This is a genomic window from Erythrobacter sp. 'gip.4 top 5', from assembly GCF_056495765.1.
On sequence record NZ_CP200270.1, the window covers coordinates 291,031 to 310,418 of the forward strand.

Annotated in this window: 19 protein-coding genes; 6 read left to right on the forward strand and 13 right to left on the reverse strand. The window is 63.8% G+C overall.

The features are described 5' to 3' along the window. Together ACRANW_RS01480 and ACRANW_RS01485 are read right to left on the reverse strand one after the other, a co-directional pair. Positions 1–255, reverse strand: coding sequence for a hypothetical protein (locus tag ACRANW_RS01480; RefSeq protein WP_479432804.1), 255 nt, complete (start codon positions 253–255; stop codon positions 1–3). 8 nt (positions 256–263) lie between these two features. After that, a complete protein-coding gene (locus ACRANW_RS01485) occupies positions 264–551 on the reverse strand; it encodes a hypothetical protein (protein ID WP_479432805.1) in 288 nt (95 codons plus the stop codon). A gap of 109 nt (positions 552–660) precedes the next feature. Here ACRANW_RS01485 and ACRANW_RS01490 point away from each other — a divergent pair, with 109 nt between their 5' ends. Beyond that, positions 661–1,614: a right-handed parallel beta-helix repeat-containing protein gene (locus ACRANW_RS01490; protein WP_479432806.1), complete on the forward strand. Its 954-nt coding sequence runs from the start codon at positions 661–663 to the stop codon at positions 1,612–1,614. Here the strand turns inward: ACRANW_RS01490 and ribA are convergent. Continuing rightward, on the reverse strand, positions 1,611–2,639 hold the full coding sequence (gene ribA, locus ACRANW_RS01495) for a GTP cyclohydrolase II (protein ID WP_479432807.1): 1,029 nt from the start codon (positions 2,637–2,639) through the stop codon (positions 1,611–1,613). The genes ACRANW_RS01490 and ribA overlap by 4 nt on opposite strands. Positions 2,640–2,674: 35 nt before the next feature. After that, positions 2,675–3,463: an exodeoxyribonuclease III gene (locus tag ACRANW_RS01500; protein ID WP_479432808.1), complete on the reverse strand. Its 789-nt coding sequence runs from the start codon at positions 3,461–3,463 to the stop codon at positions 2,675–2,677. A gap of 260 nt (positions 3,464–3,723) precedes the next feature. Between ACRANW_RS01500 and ACRANW_RS01505 the strand changes: the two genes are divergently transcribed. Then, positions 3,724–5,178: an alkaline phosphatase gene (locus ACRANW_RS01505; RefSeq protein WP_479432809.1), complete on the forward strand. Its 1,455-nt coding sequence runs from the start codon at positions 3,724–3,726 to the stop codon at positions 5,176–5,178. 236 nt (positions 5,179–5,414) lie between these two features. Here ACRANW_RS01505 and ACRANW_RS01510 read toward each other — a convergent pair whose 3' ends face one another. The 5 genes from ACRANW_RS01510 to pabB all read right to left on the reverse strand — a co-directional run bounded on the left by ACRANW_RS01510 (position 5,415) and on the right by pabB (position 9,462). Beyond that, positions 5,415–6,083, reverse strand: a complete 669-nt coding sequence (locus ACRANW_RS01510; protein WP_479432810.1) for a LolA family protein — start codon at positions 6,081–6,083, stop codon at positions 5,415–5,417. 98 nt (positions 6,084–6,181) lie between these two features. Further along, positions 6,182–6,349: a 50S ribosomal protein L33 gene (gene rpmG, locus ACRANW_RS01515; RefSeq protein ID WP_017664380.1), complete on the reverse strand. Its 168-nt coding sequence runs from the start codon at positions 6,347–6,349 to the stop codon at positions 6,182–6,184. 153 nt (positions 6,350–6,502) lie between these two features. Next, on the reverse strand, positions 6,503–6,931 hold the full coding sequence (gene arfB / locus ACRANW_RS01520; protein ID WP_479432811.1) for an alternative ribosome rescue aminoacyl-tRNA hydrolase ArfB: 429 nt from the start codon (positions 6,929–6,931) through the stop codon (positions 6,503–6,505). Continuing rightward, positions 6,924–7,586 (reverse strand): RluA family pseudouridine synthase, encoded by a 663-nt coding sequence (locus tag ACRANW_RS01525; protein ID WP_479432812.1) that lies wholly within the window; start codon positions 7,584–7,586, stop codon positions 6,924–6,926. Before ACRANW_RS01525 ends, arfB begins: the two co-directional genes overlap by 8 nt. A 49-nt stretch (positions 7,587–7,635) precedes the next feature. Further along, positions 7,636–9,462 (reverse strand): aminodeoxychorismate synthase component I, encoded by a 1,827-nt coding sequence (gene pabB / locus ACRANW_RS01530; RefSeq protein WP_479432813.1) that lies wholly within the window; start codon positions 9,460–9,462, stop codon positions 7,636–7,638. 103 nt (positions 9,463–9,565) lie between these two features. Here pabB and ACRANW_RS01535 point away from each other — a divergent pair, with 103 nt between their 5' ends. Beyond that, the gene (locus ACRANW_RS01535; RefSeq protein ID WP_479432814.1) at positions 9,566–11,104 is read left to right on the forward strand and encodes a helicase HerA-like domain-containing protein; all 1,539 of its coding nucleotides are present in this window, start codon (positions 9,566–9,568) and stop codon (positions 11,102–11,104) included. A 114-nt stretch (positions 11,105–11,218) separates the two neighbouring features. On the opposite strand, the gene ACRANW_RS01540 is transcribed toward ACRANW_RS01535, so the two are convergent. Both ACRANW_RS01540 and ACRANW_RS01545 read right to left on the reverse strand, forming a co-directional pair. After that, the gene (locus ACRANW_RS01540) at positions 11,219–11,605 is read right to left on the reverse strand and encodes a VOC family protein (RefSeq protein ID WP_479432815.1); all 387 of its coding nucleotides are present in this window, start codon (positions 11,603–11,605) and stop codon (positions 11,219–11,221) included. Positions 11,606–11,676: 71 nt separating this feature from the next. Continuing rightward, positions 11,677–13,521, reverse strand: coding sequence for an aminopeptidase P family protein (locus tag ACRANW_RS01545; RefSeq protein WP_479432816.1), 1,845 nt, complete (start codon positions 13,519–13,521; stop codon positions 11,677–11,679). 132 nt (positions 13,522–13,653) lie between these two features. Here ACRANW_RS01545 and ACRANW_RS01550 point away from each other — a divergent pair, with 132 nt between their 5' ends. Together ACRANW_RS01550 and ACRANW_RS01555 are read left to right on the forward strand one after the other, a co-directional pair. After that, a complete protein-coding gene (locus tag ACRANW_RS01550) occupies positions 13,654–15,897 on the forward strand; it encodes a S9 family peptidase (RefSeq protein WP_479432817.1) in 2,244 nt (747 codons plus the stop codon). After that, complete coding sequence (locus ACRANW_RS01555; RefSeq protein ID WP_479432818.1) at positions 15,894–16,292, forward strand: acyl-CoA thioesterase; 399 nt, start codon at positions 15,894–15,896, stop codon at positions 16,290–16,292. Before ACRANW_RS01550 ends, ACRANW_RS01555 begins: the two co-directional genes overlap by 4 nt. Positions 16,293–16,328: 36 nt before the next feature. On the opposite strand, the gene ACRANW_RS01560 is transcribed toward ACRANW_RS01555, so the two are convergent. Next, positions 16,329–17,816 (reverse strand): GGDEF domain-containing protein, encoded by a 1,488-nt coding sequence (locus tag ACRANW_RS01560; RefSeq protein WP_479432819.1) that lies wholly within the window; start codon positions 17,814–17,816, stop codon positions 16,329–16,331. Next, entirely contained in the window at positions 17,765–18,061 is a 297-nt protein-coding gene (locus ACRANW_RS01565) for a hypothetical protein (RefSeq protein WP_479432820.1), read from the reverse strand. The genes ACRANW_RS01560 and ACRANW_RS01565 overlap by 52 nt, the downstream gene beginning before the upstream one ends. 221 nt (positions 18,062–18,282) lie before the next feature. On the opposite strand from ACRANW_RS01565, the gene ACRANW_RS01570 reads away from it, so the two are divergent. Then, positions 18,283–19,338, forward strand: coding sequence for a substrate-binding domain-containing protein (locus ACRANW_RS01570; protein WP_479432821.1), 1,056 nt, complete (start codon positions 18,283–18,285; stop codon positions 19,336–19,338). Positions 19,339–19,388 lie beyond the last annotated feature (50 nt).

Here is a 19,388-nt window from a genome sequence, read left to right on the forward strand (position 1 = left end):
TTAATTGCGCGCGGGCGCTGGGCCGCCTGTCGCTTCGGCAGGATCAGGGGCCGCGGCTGGCGCAGGCGGTGCCGCGTCGACTGGCGCATCTGTCTCCAGGGCCTCGGGCGGCAGACGACGCTCGTCGAGCATCGAGGCGGCATCTTCAAGCGCCTTGGCCTCGCCCGGGCTGACCTCGCCGGGCGCGCTCGCCCCCTCATTGCCGCACGCAGCAAGGATGAGGGCAAGGCACACGGCGATGGGCCAGCGCGGCACGGCGGCGCTTACTCGGCCGGGGCTTCAGCGGCGGCGGCGGCTTCGGCAGCCACGCTGGCGGCGGCATCGCCCGCAGCGGTGGCACCGGCTTCCGGCGTTTCCAGAGCGCCCGGCGCATCGGTTACAGTGGCGGAAGGATCGGCAACCGGCGCTTCCTCAATCGGGGCGAGCGCGGCATCGGCGGGCATTTCCACCGTATCGGCGCTCACTTCAGTCGAAGCGTCATCGGCGCTGCCGCAGGCAGACAGCAGCAAGGCGGCGCCGGCAAGGGCGGTGAGGGAAAAAGCAGTACGCATCGGATTGGTCCTTTTTTGGATAGCGTTATGGGATGGGGTTTAGCCAAGCCTTGGGGAATACGCCAAGCAGCAAATGGTGTCTTAACCATTGCCCGCTATCTTCGGCAGCATGTCCCGCAAGCCATCTTTTGCGTTCCACGCGCTCGCTGCCGCTGTTCTCTTGCCTGCCGCCGTGCTCGTCGCGCAGCCTGTGACGGGTGCGTTTACCGTGACCGAAACCGGACGCAGCTATGCCAATCTGCAGGATGCGGTGAACGATATCGGCGATGCCCGCGCCACGATTCGCATCGCACCTGGCACCTATCGCCAATGCGCGGTGCAGGAACAGGGCGTCATCGTCTACGAAGCCGCCGAACCGGGCACCGTCATTTTCAAGGCGCGTTCCTGCGAAGGCAAGGCTGCCTTGGTGCTACGCGGCGCGGGCGCGGAGATTCGGGGGCTGACCTTCAGCAATATGAAGGTTCCCGATGGCAACGGCGCAGGCATTCGACTGGAGGCGGGGTCTTTGAACGTCGCCCATGCGCGGTTTCAGGACAGCGAGCAGGGCATTCTGACCGCTGACGATCCGCAAAGCCGCATCTACATTACCCGGTCGACCTTCACCGGGCTTGGCACCTGCGAGAATTCCGCAGGCTGCGCGCATTCGATCTATATCGGCAATTACGGGTCGCTCACCGTGCGCGAGAGCCGGTTCGAACGCGGCATGGGCGGGCATTACGTCAAGGCGCGCTCGGGGCAGGTGACGATCGAGAACAACAGCTTCGATGACGCAAACGGGCGCGCCACCAATTACATGATCGATTTACCCGCTGGCAGCGTCGGCCGGATCGCGGACAACTGGTTCATGCAGGGGCGCGAGAAGGAGAATTACTCCGCCTTCATCGCGCTGGGCGCCGAAGACTTGCTGCACGCGTCCGATGGGCTGGAGGTGGTGAACAACGAAGCGCGCTTCGTCCCCGGCCTTTCCCGCCAGAGCGTGTTCTTCGCTGACTGGACCGCATCGCGGATCGTGATGCAGGGCAACACGCTGGCCGCGAGCCTGACGCAATACGAGCAACGTTAAAGCAGCAAATGCCCTGACCGGTCGCGCTTGGTCGCCAGATAATGGGCGTTGTGGGGATTTTCAGGCAGCTGGTGCGGCACCCGCTCACTCACCGTGATCCCGGCGGCTTCCAGCGCGGTCACCTTGGCCGGGTTGTTGGTCAACAAGCGTATGGCGCGTGCGCCCAGCAGGTCCAGCATCCGCGCCGCCACCGGAAAATCGCGGGCTTCGTCGGGCAGGCCGAGCCGCTGATTGGCCTCGACTGTATCGAACCCCTGATCCTGCAAGCGGTAAGCGCGCAGCTTGTTGATCAACCCGATCCCGCGCCCTTCCTGCCGCATGTACAGCAGCACGCCCCACCCGCCGCGGTCTTGCGCCTCATGCGCCATCGCGTGCAGCGCGGCGTCAAGCTGCGGGCCGCAATCGCATTTGAGGCTGCCGAGGATGTCGCCCGTCAGGCACTCCGAATGGAGGCGGACAAGCGGCTGGCGGTCGCCGCTCTGCTTGCCGATGACGAGCGCGACATGTTCGCGCAGGTCCGCTGCCGACCGGAAGGCGACGATTTCGGCATCTTCGCAGGCTGAAACCGGCAGGCGGGCACGAGTGACGATGCGCAGTGCCCCGGCAGAGGCATAGGCGGAAAGATCCGACACGGCGACAGGCACGGCCTCGCCCGCGTCCACCGGATCGACCAGAAAGGCGGGCAGGATCCCCGCAATCCGCGCCAGTTCCAGCGCAGCGCGGGCCGATTCCTCCCAACCCAGCGTTACCGCCTTGAACGGGCCTTTGAGCGGATTGCCCAGATCCAGCGCGGGATCGGCAATCGGCAGGGCATCGCGCAAGGTGAAAGGATCGCCGCCTGCAATCAGCACCGGAGCGTGCGGGACGGCGGCATCGCGCTGGTTGGCGAGTTTCAGGGTGGCAGCACGCGCAGCGGAGATCAGCATCCGCGGCGCAGTCGCGTCCTGCGCAATCGCGGTTTCCACCGGCAACAAGGTCGGCCCGCCCGCGAACGCCAGCGGCCAGCCGTGGCGCAATGCGTCCACCGCCTGCGCCGCCCGGCGCTCTGGAGATGGCGTGCTCAGATGTCGAACTCCGTGATCAGCGGCACATGATCGGAGGGCTTTTCCCATGCGCGTGCATCTTCGAGAACACGGTGCCCGGTCGCCTGCCGCGCCAGACCGGGTGAGGCCCACATGTGATCCAGGCGGCGCCCCTTGTCGTTTTCCTGCCAGCTCGGATTGCGATAGCTCCACCAGCTGTAATAGCGCTGCGGCGCGGGGACGTGCTGGCGGCCCAGATCGATCCAGCCGTGGGCGTCCTGAAAGCGGCCCAGCGTCTCGACCTCGATCGGCGTGTGGCTGACGACCTTCAACAGTTGCTTGTGGCTCCACACGTCGCTCTCCAGCGGAGCGATGTTGAAATCACCGACGATCAACGTGGGGCGATCCAGCTGATCGGCCCAGCGCGTCATGCGTTCGAGGAAATCAAGCTTCTGGCCAAACTTGGGATTGATCGTGCGATCCGGCACATCGCCGCCCGCGGGAACATAGACATTCTCGACCAGCACATCACGGCCCAGCACTTCCACCCCGATATGCCGCGCCTCGCCATTATCCTGCCAGTCGTGGCGGGTAAGTTCACGGATCGGCACGCGGCTGACGGTGGCCACGCCGTGGTAGCCTTTTTGCCCGCTAACGGCCTGATGGGTGTAGCCAAGGTTCGCCAAAGCTGATGCTGGGAACAGGTGGCTTTCGCACTTGATCTCCTGCAGGCACAGAATATCGGGCGCGGCCTCGGTCAGCAGCTTTTCGATCAGGCCCACACGCAGGCGGGCAGAATTGATATTCCAGGTGGCGACGGTCAGCATGGAGCGGACTTAGGGGGAGAAGCCCACGCCCTCAAGTAGCGAAGCGATAGGGCGACCAAGAACGCCCTCAAGTAGCGAAGCGATAGGGCGACCAAGAACGCCTCAAGTAGCGAAGCGATAGGACAGCAAGAACGTCCTCAAGTAGCGCAGCGGTAGGACAGCAAGAACGCCAAAATCCAGCGGCGCGGATGCCTCCCGATGTGAAACGTCGCTTTACCGTCACATCCGCAGGCGATAGCGCGCTCCCGAGGAGACTGCCGATGACCCCGACCCGCACGATGATCGCCCTGTTTGCTGCCGCCCTGCCACTGGGCGCGTGCACCACCACCGCGCCGGGTGAGCCAACCATGGCGGCTGTCGGCCAACCCGCCGCGCCGCAGAAGGCAAAGAACGTCATCCTGTTCATCGGTGATGGCATGGGCATCTCCACCATAACGGCAGCGCGCATCTATGAAGCGCAAAAGCGCGGGGAAAGCGGCGAGGAAAACCAGCTCAGCTTCGAGACGTTCGATCACGTCGCGCTGGTCAAGACCTACAACACCAATGCCCAGGTGCCCGACAGCGCCGGCACCGCAACCGCGATGCATTCGGGCCAGAAAACCCGCATCGGCGTGATCGGCATCGGGCCGGACGCGGAAAAAGGCGTGTGCAAGGATGCGCTGGCCCACCCGCTGCCCCTGCTGGGCGAGGAAGTGAAGCAGCGCGGTCTCGCGCTCGGGATCGTTTCCACCACCCGCTTGACCCACGCCACGCCCGCCAGTGTCTTTTCCCGCAGCGCTGACCGTGACTGGGAGGGGGACAATAACATTCCCGCCGACCAGCAGGGGCAAGGCTGCAAGGATATTGCACTGCAATTGTCCGAAGCGAATTTCGACGTGGCCTTGGGTGGCGGCACATCGGTGTTCTACGGCAAAGAGAAAGACCGCGCCGGTCGGCGTATCGATGCCGCCGCCGATCTTCCCGCACAGTGGGCTGCGGCGAATGACGGAACGGTCGTGACAACCGCCGCTGACCTTTCCGCCGCCCCAGCGGACAAGCCGGTGCTCGGCCTGTTCAGCCCCGGCCACATGACGTTCATGGCCGATCGCAAGGCCGATTCGCCCGAACCGACCCTTACCGACATGACCGCGGCGGCGATCACCCGGCTGAAGGCTGATCCGGATGGCTATTACCTGATGGTCGAAGGCGGACGGATCGATCACGCGCACCATGCAGGGCAGGCAGGCTACGCGCTGGAAGAGACAATCGAATTCGCCCGCGCGGTGCAATATGCGGTCGAGAATACCAATCCGGCTGAAACGCTGATCCTCGTCACCGCAGATCACAGCCACGTCTTCACCATCGCAGGCTATCCCAAGCGCGGGAATGATATTCTGGGCCTGGTGGTCCCGCCAGCGGGTCGCGGCGAAGATGGCGGTGACGGGGAATCGCCGGTGCTGGCCGGGGACGGCAAGCCTTACACCACGTTGGGCTATGCCAACGGGCCGGGAGGCATCTATCCGGATGAAGATGGCGATGGCGAATTTGCCCGGCCGATGCCGGAAACAGGCGTGAAGGCACGCCAGCAGGCGCTAGTGCCGCTCGGCGGCGAAACCCACGGCGGTGAGGATGTGGCCCTGTTCGCCACGGGACCAGGTGCAGAACGTGCGCGCGGCGTCATTGAGCAGAACGTGATCTACACGATCATCCGCAAGGCGCTGGGCTGGGGGGAGTAGGCGGGAACCCCTCCTTGAAAAACCAAAAAACCCCCGACCCGGGGGCGTTGGGTCGAGGGTTCCATAGAGCGTTCGTCACGCTTGTACAAAGCAGGCCCTTTGCGAAGGGTGGGCAACAGGGGGGAAACCTCCCTTCGAGCCGCCTTGTTGATAATGATTAGCCGTTGGAGGCTTTCAATCACATGAACGCGGCAAAAATCTTGTCGCTTTCATACAACGATTCGCCGCGCACGTGTTCAACCGGGGCGACGAGTGGAGCGACGCGGATCTTTAAATGTGAAGGTGCTGTCCGTAACACTGACACCGTAACGCTGGTTGGACAATTGCACGCGGGTGCGATTGTTCTGCGCATCCAGCGCGACCCAATAGGCCAGCTCCAGCCCGCCGGGGGCAGAGGGCTTGCGAACGAAGATCAGTGTGATCATGCCGAATTCGGGCTTTTTGGGATCACGCACTTCTACGCTCAGCACATTGGGATCGCGCGTCGCCACCATCTTGCCGAACGCCTTGACGTCCTTATCCGGGTTAAACAGCGCGCCCAGCGGTGAATTGCCGATCGGCCAGCGTTCAACCTGATTGACCTCGTAATCGATCATGTAGAGCGATTTACCGTTGGAGATGACGAGGAAATCGGCGTCCTTGCCATAGTCGAAGCGAATTTTGCCGGGGCGCTTCAGCGTCATCTGCCCGCGCAGCGTGGAACCCTGACGATCGGTCTGGGTGAAATCGGCCTGCATGGTGGAAATGCCGCGCAGCGCGCCGACAACCTTGTCGAGATCGCTGCTGGACTGCGCCGCAGCGGGCGCAGTCAAAGGGGCCGTGCCAACGGGCGCAAGACCCAAAGCCAGCGCGCCGGCGCCAAAGCCGATTGCCAGCGTACGAAAAGAAGGGATACGTTTTGTCATGCCGGTGCGGTTAAGACCGCTGGCTTGAACTGTCGATGAATTATCGCGCCTGCCGCCCGTCATGTTTGGGCCGGGCGGGCAGGCACGCAAAGCCGATCTTACTTGATCTTGGCTTCCTTGAATTCAACGTGCTTGCGCGCAACCGGATCATACTTGCGGAAGCTCATCTTCTCGGTGATGTTGCGCGGGTTCTTCTTGGTCACGTAGAAGAAGCCGGTGCCCTCGCTCGAGACGAGGCGGATCTTGACGGTGGTGGGCTTCGCCATGGCGGGTTCCTGTCAACTGGGTCGGCCCGGCGCATGCGTCACGCAGAGCTAAAAAAGCAAATAGCGGCATGCCCGGATGAACCGGCACACCGCCACACGAGCGCGCCATTCGCCGATTCACCGGCAAAAGTCAAGGCGGGCTTGGCGTGCCCGCTACCAGTCCGACGCGCGCGGTTTGCCGCGATTGGCCTTCACGGTGCCACGCTCCTTCTTGACCTTGAGCCGCGCGGTCTTGCCGATCCGATTGAGCCGGGTCTTGGCGCGGCGTTTGGGCTGGGTTTGCGCCTCTTCCAGCAACGCGGCCAGCTTCACGCGGGCATCCTGGCGGTTGGCCTCCTGCGTGCGGTGCGCCTTGGAATTGATGATGAGATCGCCATTGCCGGCCAGCTTCGCGCCTGCCAGCGTCCGCAGCCGCGCAAACACCACCGGATTCAGGCGCAGCGCATAGATGTTCACGCGCAATTCCACTTCGGTCGCGACCTTGTTGGCGTTCTGTCCGCCAGGGCCGGAGCCTGCCAGGAAACTTTCGCTCGCCAGCCGAATCGCGCGGGCGCTCAGCGATTCGGGGGTGTCTTCATCCATCGCCCGCCCCGAATGCGTTAAAGTCAGTCGGCAATTCGGCACGTGCTTCGATCGTGGTCTTGCCCGGACGAATCAGGGTCAGGCTTTCAGCGTGAAGCATGGTGCGCTTGGCCGCGCCCGCGGACCCTGCCCCATAGATCGGATCGCCCAGCAATGCAGTGCCAAGCCCCGCCAGCGCATGAACGCGCAACTGGTGCGTGCGGCCGGTTTCAGGCCGGAAGCGGATCAGGCTGTTGGGGCCAAGTGCCTTGACCAGTTCCCAATGCGACACCGCCAGCTTGCCCTTCTTGGCTGGAATCATCCGCCAGCCTTTTTCAACCGAGCTGATCTTGGACAGTGAAAGCTCGATCGTTCCCGATTCGCCCGGTGGATGCCCGGCCAGGATCGCCAGATAGGTCTTGCCCACCAGCCGGTCCTCAAAGGCCTTGTTGAACCGGGCCAGAGCCTTGGGATTGCGCGCCAGCAGCAGGCAGCCGCTGGTGTCGGTATCCAGCCGGTGCACCGCAACCGGCGGGCGCTGAAAGCCCAGTTTCAGCCGTTCGAGGTGGTCTTCCAGACAGATGCCGCCCTTGCGCGGCCGATCCACCGCCATGCCCGAAGGCTTGTCGATCACCAGCGCTTCGCCGTCTTCGTAAAGGATTTTGATGTCAGCCATGCGCCCGCGTTACCCGCTCGATCCCGCCTTGTCGAAGGGCGATGCGCGCCTAGACCAGAACAGCCCGCATCAACCCGCGCAAGGCATTGCCGATCCAGAAGCCCTGCGCCAGATCATCGAGCGACAGTTCCGCCTCGCGCGCCTTGCCGGTCGCGATCAGGTGGGCACGCAACACACCGGGCAACAGGCCGAGGTGCACAGGCGGGGTCAGCAACACGCCGTCCGCACCGTCCGCGAACACGCAGGTAAAGCTGCCCTCGGTCACCTGCCCATCCGCCCGCACCAGCACCGCTTCGTGCGCGCCGACAGATTGCGCGGCGGCCAGCGCGTCCTCGTAGAACCCGCGATCCGAGGTTTTGTGCGCCAGTCGCCAGTCCGATGGATCGAGCGGATGGGGCAGCGCCGCCACCCGGACCGGATTGTCCAAGGCAGGCGGCAGCGGCCCGGTTTCCAGCGCGCTTGCTCCGCTGCGTGACACCATCAGGCGCACGCGGGCGGGCGCATCCAGTTCAAAGCACACTGCCTGGATATGGTTGCGCAAGGCATGGCGATCAAAGGCGAAACCCAGCATCGCCGCGCTCGCCTTCATCCGTTCCAGATGCCGTTCGAGCAGCGCGATGCCGCTGTCGGGTTCGAACCGCATGGTCTCGATCAGATCGCAAGTGGCAGCGGTGAGGCCCGGCGCGGCGCGGCGCACGAACCCTGCCTTGACCTCGCATTCGCGCCGTTCGGACAGCGCATCGCTGTCCGCAACGATGGCCGAACCAATGCCGAGCACGGCGCTCCCCTGCCCGTTTTCGATCGGGGTCAGCCGCAAGGTTCGGATCGCCACATTGAAGGCAGCATTGCCATCGGCATCAATCCGCCCGATCGCGCCACAGTAAGGCCCGCGCGCATCGCGCTCCACTTCGCCCAGCAGCTCCATCGCCCGGATCTTGGGCGCACCGGTGATCGATCCGCACGGATACAACGCCCGCACCAGATCCATCGCGCCCTTGCCCGGTTGCAAGGTTGCGCGGACGGTGGAGACCATCTGGTGCACCGTCGGATAGCTTTCGACCGCAAAGGGCGCATCCACACGCACACTGCCCGGCTCGGCCACGCGCGACAGGTCATTGCGCATCAGATCGACGATCATCAGGTTCTCGGCGCGGTCCTTGACCGAGGACACAAGCTCTTCCACCGCTGCGCGATCCACCGCCGGGTCAGGGCTGCGCGGACGCGTGCCCTTCATCGGCTTGACCTTCGCCTCCGCGCCGTTCAGCGCCGCGAACAATTCAGGCGAAAAACTCAGCAGCCAGTGCGCGCCGTCGAAAATCAGCCCGCCATATCCCGCCGCCGCTGCATCGCGAAGCGCGGCATATAACCCCACCGGGTCGCCGCGAAAGGATCCCGCCAGTGCATAGGTGAAGTTGGCCTGATAGATGTCTCCGGCACAGATCGCCTCCCGCAAAGTGGCGAAGGCGGCGGCGTAACCCCCCGGCGAGAGTTGCGGCTCCATCGGGCCCAGCGTGCCCGGACCTTGCGCGCATGCCTCCAGCCAGCCGGGAACATCGGCGGCCGCAATCGAGCGCGGGGCATCGAACAGGCCGAGCCACACCAGCGGCCCCGCCGCGCCCGACCGCGCCGTAGCGAGGCCCGCCATTTTTGGTTCCAGCGCCAGGCCCGCTTCATAGGCGATATACCCCGCCAGCGACCCGCCATCAGCCACCCGCGCCGCTTCGGCGGCGGCCAGCACGGCGTCCACCTCATCGGGCCGCTGCGCCACGAACAGCGCGCGCGGGCTTTCGTAAAGCAGCGCATCGGCGGCGGTGTCACCCAGCCCGTCTTTGGCGCGGGCATCATCGAGCAGAACGAAAGGCAGTGTCTGACCCATGCCGGGTAGCCTTGGCCAAAACCTGCACCATTGTCGAGAACTTGACCGCCGCGGGCCGCCCCTGCACATCCACTCGCAACGGCAATGAAACGAGGGGCAGGCCATGGCGGACAGCGCGACTGACATATTTCTGGGGTTGGGATCGGATGGTTCGCGCCAAGCCCTGGCGCTCAGCCGGTCTAACCGTCACGGGCTGATCGCGGGCGCAACCGGAACCGGCAAAACGGTGACATTGCAGGGCATCGCCGAGAGCTTTTCCATGGCCGGGGTGCCTGTGTTCGTGGCCGACGTGAAGGGCGATCTGTCGGGCATCGCCATGCCGGGTTCGCCCACATTCAAGCACGCGGACAAGCTGGAAAGCCGCGCCCGCGAACTGGGCATCACCGATTATGCCTATTCCGATAATCCGGTGATCTTCTGGGACCTTTACGGCGAACAGGGCCATCCGATCCGCACCACGGTGTCTGAGATGGGGCCGCTGCTGCTGTCGCGGTTGCTCGACCTTAATGCGACGCAGGAAGGGGTGTTGCAGATCATCTTCCGCTACGCCGACGAGAACGGGTTGCTGCTGCTGGACTTTGCCGACCTGGCGGCGCTGCTGGCCTGGGCGAATGCCAATGCGGCGGAACTGTCAGGCCAATACGGCAATGTCACCAAGCCTTCGGTGGGGTCAATCCAGCGGCAATTGCTGTCGTTCGAATCGCAAGGGGCCAACCATTTCTTCGGTGAGCCGGCGCTGGAGATCGACGATTTTCTGAAGGTGGACGATCAGGGGCGCGGCATCATCAATGTGCTGGCCGCCGACAAACTGATGCGCAGTCCCAAGCTTTACGCCACCTTCCTGCTGTGGCTGCTGGCGGAACTGTTTGAAACACTGCCCGAGGTGGGCGATCCCGAAAAGCCCAAGCTGGTGTTCTTCTTTGACGAGGCACATTTGCTGTTCAACGACGCGCCCAAGGCGCTGCAAGACACCATTGAACAGGTGGTGCGGTTGATCCGGTCAAAGGGCGTGGGCGTGTTCTTCGTCACGCAGAATCCGATTGATATTCCTGAAGACGTCGCAGGCCAATTGGGCAACCGGGTGCAGCACGCCTTGCGCGCCTTCACGCCGCGCGACCAGCGGGCGATCAAGGCGGCGGCGGAGACCTTCCGCATCAATCCCAAGCTGGATGTCGAGGCCGCGATCACCGAACTGAAGGTCGGCGAGGCGCTGGTGTCGATGCTGGACGAGGATGGCGCGCCCTCGATTGTGGAGCGCACGCTGATCAAGCCGCCGCGTTCGCGCTTGGGACCAGTGACGCCCAAGGAACGCGCGATCATTCAGTCGATTAGCCCGCTCGATGGCAAGTACGATACCCGCGTCGACCGCGCCAGCGCCGCCGAAGTGCTGGCCGCCAAGGCCGCCGATGCGGCGGCGACCGCGCAGGAAGTGGCGGAAAAAGGCCGCGAGGAAGTCGGCAAGCGGGAGCGCAAATCACCTTCGGTGTGGGAAAAAGCGGGCAAGAGCGCGATGACTGCGGCCGGCGGATCGCTGGCGTCGATCGCTGTGGCGACGGTGCTGGGCAAGAAGTCCGGCGCCAATCCGCTGCGCACCGGGGCGACCGCTTTCGTGCGCAATCTGATCGGCGGATTGATGCGCTGAGACGCGGTGTTCCTGCAATGTTTCACGTGAAACATCGTGATTGCACAGGCCAAGCATGGGTCTAGGCAGGGTCAAGCGGGGGTCAAGACTGGCCTGACCCCCGGCAAGGCGGCATCACGTCTCGGCGGGGGCGATCATGCAATAGGCGTTCAGCTTGTTGCCATCAGGATCGCGGAAATAGCCGGCGTAAAAGCCGTCATCGCCGCGCGGGCCGGGCGCGCCTTCATCGCTGCCGCCGTGGGCCATCGCAATGTCATAGACCGCGTGGACAGCCTCGGGCGAAGCGACTTCGAGCGCGACCATCACGCCATTGCCCACGCTTGCAGGCGCGCCATCGAACGGCAGCGTCGCTGCGATCCCGGTGCCGCCGCCCCATTCGCCCCAGGCGATGAAGGCTTCGGTGTCCATCATCCGCCCGACACCGAAATGCGCCGACAGCGCATCGTAAAATGCCGCCGCACGCGGCAGATCATTGGTGCCCACAGTAACATAGCCGATCATGCGTGTTCCTCCCGTCGAATGCGACTCGCGACAGTAAGAACATTACAGGAACATGAGGCTCCCAACAAGCGTCAAAGCGGAGCGGTTTCGCGCTCCACCCAGGCCAGATCCTCGCCCGTCAGGCGGGGGGTCAGCACGTCGCGCACCCTGGCATGATAGGTATCGACCCACGCGATTTCATCGGGCGTCAGCAAGCCCTTGTCGATCAGCTTACGGTCCAGCGGCACAAAGGTCAGCGTCTCGAAGCCGAGCCAGCGGCCTTCCATGCCTGCAATGGCGCGTTCCTCGATCAGCACCAGGTTTTCGATCCGGATGCCGAACGCACCCGGCTTGTAATAGCCCGGCTCGTTGGAACAGATCATGCCGGCGTGCAGCTCCTGCCCCGTCCCGGCCTGCCCGCCCGCAGGCTTGGCGATGCGTTGCGGGCCTTCATGCACGGCGAGCACGCTGCCAACGCCGTGGCCGGTGCCGTGGCCGTAATCGACGCCCGCTTCCCACAGATATTGCCGCGCCAGAATGTCGAGCTGGCCGCCGCAGGTGCCTTGCGGAAACACTGCGCGGGCCAGCTGGATGTGCCCCTTCAGCACGCGGGTGTTGCGATCGCGCATTTCGGGCGTCGGCTCACCCGCACCATCGCCCGCACCATCAGGCGTCCCGATCCAGACTGTGCGGGTGATATCGGTGGTGCCGCCCGGATATTGCCCGCCCGAATCGACCAGGTAGATCGAACCCGGCGGGATCGGGATATTGCTGTCGTCATCCACCTTGTAATGCGGCAGCGCGGCGTGGCCTGCGGCGGCGGAGATCGTGTCGAAGCTGAGATCATGCAGGCCGGGGTCTTCCTCACGGAAGGCCTGCAGGCGGGCGGCGGCGGCAAGTTCATCGACGCTGCCTTTGGGCGCTTCGATTTCCAGCCAGCGCAGGAAGCGGCTGACCGCTGCCCCGTCACGCGCCTGCGCGTCGCGGTGACCATCGCGTTCGGCGGCGTTCTTGATCGCCTTGGCCAGGATCGTGGGATCCTGCTTGAAGGTGAACTTGGCGCCGACGGCCCTAAGGCCTTGCGCGATGCCGACCACCGCGAAATCGGGATCGAGCACGACGCTTTGCCCGGCATATTCGCCCGCAAGCGCGCCTTCGAATGCCGCCCGGTCGCGGATCGTGACCGCGTTGCCCAGATGGCGGGTGAGTTCGGGCGTCACTTTCTCGGGCGCGATGAACAGCTCGGCGCTGCCATCCTTGCGCGCGATCACATAGGACAGGGCGACCGGCGTATGCGCCACATCGGCTCCGCGAATGTTGAGCAGCCAGGCGACCGAATCGAGCGCCGGGATCACCACCGCATCATGGCCTTCCTTGACCAGCCAATCGGCCACTGCGGCGCGTTTGTCTGCCGAAGACCGCCCGGCCATCGCTTCGTCATGCACACGCGCCTCTGCCACCGATGGCGCGGGGCGATCAGGCCAGACCGCGTCGATCGGGTTGCTGTCCGCCGGGACCAGCGTGATGCCCTTGGGGTTCACCTGCCGCTCCAGCGCCTCGACGAAAGCCCAGGTGTGGAGCCAGGGATCGTAGGCGATTTTGGCACCATCCGCGCAGACTTCGGCCAGCCAGCCGCTCAGGCTTTCGCCGGGCACGCTCTTGTAGTCAAACAGGCTTCCATCGACCTGCTCGCGCACCTGCACAGTGTAGCGCCCGTCGACGAAGATTGCGGCAGCATCGAGCGTGACGGCCGCAAAGCCCGCAGATCCCCGAAAACCCGTCAGCCATTCCAGCCGCTGGGCATAATCGCCGACATATTCGCTCATGTGTTCATCGCTGATCGGGATGATGAAACCGTGCACGCCGCGCTGCTTCAGCTCTTCACGCAAGGCGGAAAGGCGGGCTTGGCCGGAGAGTTGGGGGGTCTGCATCAGCATGGCGTGGTCCTCAGGGGTCGGCGCGGGTCTTGCCGCGCGGGAATGTGTCGCTAGAACCGCCAACATAGGCCCAAGGCCGGAGTTTTTCCACCCGCAGCCGTCAGGCCGGCTGCCAACAGGGGACGACCGTCAATGCTTCGCCAGATCAGCACACGTGCACTTGCCAGCGCGCTTCTTGCCACCACCTTGGGCGCAGCAGCCCCCGCCCGGCTACTCGCCAGCGCGACCACGAACAATCCAGAGGAACAGACCCGCGTGACCCCATCTGCCGCCGCTTCCGCCACCGACATCACCCCGCCCGTCGCCGAGAAGCGCCCGCACACCTATACCCATCACGGGATCACCATCGAAGACCCCTATGACTGGCTGTATGACAAGTCATACCCGGTGGTGGATGACGAAGATGTGCTGAACCACGTGAAGGCCGAAAACGCCTATTTCGAAGCCAAGATGGCCGATCAGACCCCGCTGACAGAAGCGCTGTTCACCGAAATGCGGGCGCGCATCAAGGAAGACGACAGCACCGTTCCGCAAAAGGATGGCGATTACATCTACTGGAGCGAGTTCGAGGAAGGCGCGCAGTATCGCAAGCATTGGCGCAAGCCCGCGGGCGGCGGGGCCGACCAATTGCTGCTCGACGAAAACGTGATGGCAGACGGCCTGGAATATTTCCGCCTCGGCGCGGCCTCGATCAGCCAGAACGGGCGCTATCTGGCCTATTCGACCGACACCAGCGGGGGCGAGCGTTACACCGCCCGGATCAAGGATCTGCAGACCGGTGAACTGCTGCCCGATGTGCTGGAAAACCTGCGCGGCGATCTGGTGTGGGTCGCGAATGATACGGCGCTGGTCTACGGCCCCTCGACCGAGGAATGGCGCACGCTGGAGGCCAAGCTGCACGTGATCGGCACGCCGGTGGACAGCGATGTGACGCTGTACGAGGAAACAGATCAGTCCTTCAGCGTCGGCACCGGCCTGACCGCGCAGGACGATTGGCTGGTGATCGCCACCGGCGACAACGAGACCAGCGAAGTGCGCCTTGTTCCCGCCGCCAATCCCACCGCTGAACCGATCCTGGTGAAGGCGCGCCAGAAAGGCGTCGAATATTCGGTCGATGTCCGCGACAACGAATTGTGGGTGTGGACCAACGACGATCACATCAATTTCCGCCTCGCCACAGCGAAGCTGGAAACCCCCGGTGACTGGCAGACGGTGATCGCCGGATCGGACGAATTCTATCTGACCGGGTTTGATCTGTTCAAGGATTTCTACGTCACCGAAGGGCGGATGAACGGGCTCGATCAGATCCAGCTGCGGGCTTACGGGGATGCGGCCAAGATCACCCCGATCAGCTTTCCCGAAGCCAGCTACACCGCAGGGCTTTCCAACAACCCCGAATACGACATGACCAAGCTGCGGCTGTCCTACCAGAGCATGGTCACGCCCAGCACGGTCTATGATTACGACGTCAAGACCGGCGGGCTGGAAACGCTCAAGACGCAGGAAATCCCCAGCGGTTATGACGCCGGTCTCTATGTCACGGAACGCCTGACCGTGCAGGCGCGTGACGGGACGATGGTGCCGGTCAGCATCGTGATGCGCAAAGACCGCGCCGAAATCCTCGCCAAGGCCGGGATCGAAGGGCCGGGGCCGCTGCATCTCTATGCCTACGGCGCCTATGGCTATGCCATCCCGCCGGGCTTTTCGACCTCGCGCCTCAGCCTTGTGGACCGCGGCTTTGCCTATGCCATTGCGCATATTCGTGGCGGCGATGATCTGGGGCGGCGCTGGTATCTGCAAGGCAAGCTGTTTGAACGCACCAACACCTTCAACGATTTCGTCGATGCCGGGCGCGGGCTGATCGCCAAGGGTTACACGGCTGAAGGCATGGTGACGGCCAGCGGCGGATCGGCAGGCGGTGAATTGATGGGTGCAATCATCAATCAGGACCCGGCGCAATATGGCGCGATTGTCGCCCATGTGCCGTTTGTCGATGTGCTGAACACCATGCTCAACAAGGATCTGCCGCTGACGCCGGGCGAATGGCAGGAATGGGGCAACCCGATCACCGACAAGGCGGCGTTTGCCTACATGCTGTCCTATTCGCCCTATGATCAGGTGGTGGCCAAGAACTATCCGCCGATGCTGGTGACAGCGGGCCTGAACGATCCGCGGGTCACCTATTGGGAACCGGCCAAGTGGGTCGCCAAGCTGCGCGAGGTCAAGACCGACGATAACCTGCTGCTGATGAAAACCAATATGGGCGCAGGCCACGGTGGGCAATCGGGCCGCTGGAACTCCTTGAAGGAAACCGCGGAGGAATTCGCCTTCATCCTGTGGCAGATGGGGATGGCGCCCAAGAGCGAGGGCGAGTGAACGCGGCCGCCCGCTTCACCCGAACCTTCGTGGCCGAGCCTGCGCACATCGACGCGCTCGGCCACGTCAACAATACCGTGTGGGTGCAGTGGATTCAGGATATGGCCACCCAGCATTGGGACGCGGTGGCCCGGCCCGAGGATCGCAACGCGTTTGTCTGGGTCGTGGTGCGGCACGAGATCGATTATCGCGGCAATGTGTCGCAAGGCGAAAGCGTGACCGCGACGACCTGGATCGAAGGCGCAGGCATGGGGGCCAAATCGCTGCGCCGGGTGGAGTTTGCCGACGCGGGCGGCAAACGCCTTGTCAGCGCCAGCACCACCTGGGCGATGCTCGATCGCACCACCGGAAGGCTGGCGCGGGTTCGGCCCGAGGTGCTTGCGCCCTTCGTGTAGGGTCGCGCACGCCCCGCCAGTGCGACCGCCCGTAACCTAAGCTGCGCGGTCTTCTGCTTGCTGCCGGCTTTCAGGCGCGGCCTTGAACACCGTCAGACGTTCATAGGCGATGCGATTGCGGCCTGCGGCCTTGGCCTCATACATCAGCGCATCGGCGCGGGCGTAGAACTCCGTGAAGGCCATCTTGTGGCGACTGGCATCGGCCATCACCACCACGCCCATGCTGGCGGTGACCGGCAGATCGAGACCCGGCACTTCCTTGGCGATCCGCATCGGAATGGCGCGGCGCAGTGCCTCCGCGCGGTCGAGCGCGTGATCGCCGCGCAGCAGCACCACAAATTCCTCGCCCCCCAGTCGTACCGCCACGGTATCACGGTCCCCGCCTGAACGGATCGCACTGGCGCAGGCGATCAGCGCCGCATCGCCAACCTGGTGACCGTGCAGATCGTTGATCGCCTTGAACCGGTCAAGATCGACCAGCGCGAAGGTATCGAAACCTTGGGCGAGCAATTCGTCGAATCGCGCCTCGATCGCCCGGCGATTCATCAATCCGGTGAGCGAATCGCGGGTCGAGATGTGTTCGAGCATCCGTGCCTCGGTCAGCGCGGCATCGCGTTCATGTCGCAGCGCAAGGAAGCGGTCGGCAATCGCAAGGCTGATCACCACCACTTCGATCCCGGTCGCCACAAACATCATCAGATCAAGGCTCGACGGGCCGGTATAAAGCCCGAGCCCGCGTGTCAGCCGTTCCATCGAAGCGGCGATAAGCGGCGCCCATGCCGCTGCGACAAAGCGGGCCGAGCGGCTGCCGCGCAGCATCGCATGAATGATGGCGAAGCTGGCAATCAACGCTGCTGGCGTAATCGCCACGAAATAGGCCAGATCATCAAAGGCCTGCGTGGCGTGAAGCTGCAACGAAAACAGGCCGGGCACGGCAATCGTCCAGCATCCGGCCCAGAAGGTGAACCGCCGCACCCGCGGGTCCAGCGCGCCATGTTCCAGAAACGCGCTCAAAAACAGCAGCGCCGCCCCGCAGCCTATGGCCCATGACAGCGGCGCGAGCACCGCCATCACCGCAACCGGAATCGTGACAAACGCGGAAATCAGGCCGCCTGCGAACAGGACATAACCCATCATCCCTGTCACCATCAGCGCGTGAAGCAGCACGAAGCGTTCGCGCAGCACGATATAGAAGGTGATGTCGAACAGCAGCGGCAGGATCAGCATCCCCAGCACCAGCGCCAGCAGGATCATTTCCAGCGGCGTCCGCGCGGATTCTTCAGGATAACGGGCCAACCGTGCCTCGCTCAGCAGCGGGATCGAATGGGGGCGGTCGATCCGGGCAATGACCATGCGGGTATCGGCGGTAATCTGCGGCAGGAGCAAGCGAAAGACAGGCCCGGCAGCAAAGGGTTCGCCGTCGGCTTCGGCATAGCTGACGCTGCGCTGGCCGCCGTCTGTATCAACGGCGGTCAGCGTAATCCGTTCGTGCCGGGCGGTGCGGCTGTAGAAATAGCGCGGCACTGCATCAGCCTTCCATCCTGCCGCTCAAACCTGAGCCAGGCCACCGGCTGATCAGCGCGCCACGCCCGGTCGTCGCAAATCCATGCCGATCGCGCCTGCATCGTCCAGACGGCGGTTTCGGCCTCTGTGGTCGTATGACAGGTTGGGGCAACTGCCAGCGCGTTCCGATCTTCAGCCGCAGCCGGGCGCGCAGCCAGCAGCGCCAGCAGCACGGCGGCCATCGCAGCACGGAACAGGAAACGCATGACATCCACGGCGGCGCTCTACCATGCAAGCCGTTACGATGCTGTTAAGGCAATTATCTCCATTTCGGAGTGAAAACTGCGGCTTGTCAGAGACTTGCGGGAATGACCGCGAAATCATCTGGGGCGCCTGAGTCTCGAACCCTGATCGTCACAGGCTTGTCATGAAATCCGCCTAGCGCGGCGTGTGCAGGATCGCCCTTCGCACCGCATCAGGAACCTTCATGCCCCTTCGCACAATCGCCTTTTTCAAACTCGGCGCCGCATTGATCTTCGCTGGCGCGATCGTGTCTGGCTGCTCGGAAAACTCGTCGGCGCAATCCGTTCATGCGGTGGGGTCTTCAACGGTTTACCCCTTTGCCAAGGTGGTGGCGGAAAACTTTTCGCGGTCAAACCCGGATATGCCGTCGCCGCTGATCGAATCGACCGGAACGGGCAATGGCATTCAGCTGTTCTGTTCGGGCCTGGGGCCCAACACACCTGATATGGCCAACGCCTCGCGCCGGATGAAGCCTTCGGAATTCGACGCATGCATCACCAATAACGTAGATGAAATCATCGAATTGCAGGTTGGCCTTGATGGGATCGCCTTTGCTTCGGGAAGGGGTGGGATCATGCTCAACCTGTCACCGAGGACTGTTTATGAAGCGCTGGCCGAGCGCCCCTATGGCAAGCCGCAGACCGCCAAGACCTGGGCCGATGTCGATCCGGCGCTGCCCGCCGAACCGATCCTCGTCTACGGCCCGCCCAGCACATCGGGCACCCGCGACGCGCTGAAGGAACTGGTGCTCGAAGTCGGCTGCGGCACCGATCCGGCGATGAAGGCGCTGAAGGACAGCAACGCCGACGAATATCGTCAGATCTGCACTGAAGTGCGCGATGATGGCGCCTATGTCGATCAGGGCGAACAGGACAACCTGATCGTGCAGAAAATCATCGGCAACCCGCGCGCGGTCGGCGTGTTTGGCTATTCCTACATGGAAGAAAACGCCGACAAGGTGCAGGGCCTGCCCATGAACGGCGTCGATCCGACCTACGAAAACATCTCCAGCTTCGCCTATCCCGGCGCGCGGGCGATGTACGTTTACGTGAAGAAAGCCCACATGCGCGCCATTCCGGGCCTTCAGGATTACATGAAGGAATGGGTGAAAAGCTGGGGCAAGACCGGGCCTCTGGCGCGCATCGGGATGGTCGCGATGCCCCAAGCGGCGATGACCGCCAATGCGGCCAAGGTGGACACCATGACCTTGCTGACCAAGGCCGAACTCGAAGCAGACTAGACCGCGCCCGGTAGCAGCGCCCGATAGCAGCAATTGCCGGGCGGCGATCA

Bases quoted from the DNA above. Each gene is read 5' to 3' on its own strand.
- ACRANW_RS01550 (WP_479432817.1), top strand. From the start codon at position 13,654: ATGCTTCGCCAGATCAGCACACGTGCACTTGCCAGCGCGCTTCTTGCC.
- ACRANW_RS01545 (WP_479432816.1), bottom strand. From the start codon at position 13,521: ATGCTGATGCAGACCCCCCAACTCTCCGGCCAAGCCCGCCTTTCCGCC.
- ACRANW_RS01525 (WP_479432812.1), bottom strand. From the start codon at position 7,586: ATGGCTGACATCAAAATCCTTTACGAAGACGGCGAAGCGCTGGTGATC.
- ACRANW_RS01570 (WP_479432821.1), top strand. From the start codon at position 18,283: ATGCCCCTTCGCACAATCGCCTTTTTCAAACTCGGCGCCGCATTGATC.
- pabB (WP_479432813.1), bottom strand. From the start codon at position 9,462: ATGGGTCAGACACTGCCTTTCGTTCTGCTCGATGATGCCCGCGCCAAA.
- ACRANW_RS01505 (WP_479432809.1), top strand. From the start codon at position 3,724: ATGACCCCGACCCGCACGATGATCGCCCTGTTTGCTGCCGCCCTGCCA.
- ACRANW_RS01565 (WP_479432820.1), bottom strand. From the start codon at position 18,061: ATGCGTTTCCTGTTCCGTGCTGCGATGGCCGCCGTGCTGCTGGCGCTG.
- ACRANW_RS01485 (WP_479432805.1), bottom strand. From the start codon at position 551: ATGCGTACTGCTTTTTCCCTCACCGCCCTTGCCGGCGCCGCCTTGCTG.
- ACRANW_RS01510 (WP_479432810.1), bottom strand. From the start codon at position 6,083: ATGACAAAACGTATCCCTTCTTTTCGTACGCTGGCAATCGGCTTTGGC.
- arfB (WP_479432811.1), bottom strand. From the start codon at position 6,931: ATGGATGAAGACACCCCCGAATCGCTGAGCGCCCGCGCGATTCGGCTG.
- rpmG (WP_017664380.1), bottom strand. From the start codon at position 6,349: ATGGCGAAGCCCACCACCGTCAAGATCCGCCTCGTCTCGAGCGAGGGC.
- ACRANW_RS01490 (WP_479432806.1), top strand. From the start codon at position 661: ATGTCCCGCAAGCCATCTTTTGCGTTCCACGCGCTCGCTGCCGCTGTT.
- ACRANW_RS01540 (WP_479432815.1), bottom strand. From the start codon at position 11,605: ATGATCGGCTATGTTACTGTGGGCACCAATGATCTGCCGCGTGCGGCG.
- ACRANW_RS01535 (WP_479432814.1), top strand. From the start codon at position 9,566: ATGGCGGACAGCGCGACTGACATATTTCTGGGGTTGGGATCGGATGGT.
- ACRANW_RS01500 (WP_479432808.1), bottom strand. From the start codon at position 3,463: ATGCTGACCGTCGCCACCTGGAATATCAATTCTGCCCGCCTGCGTGTG.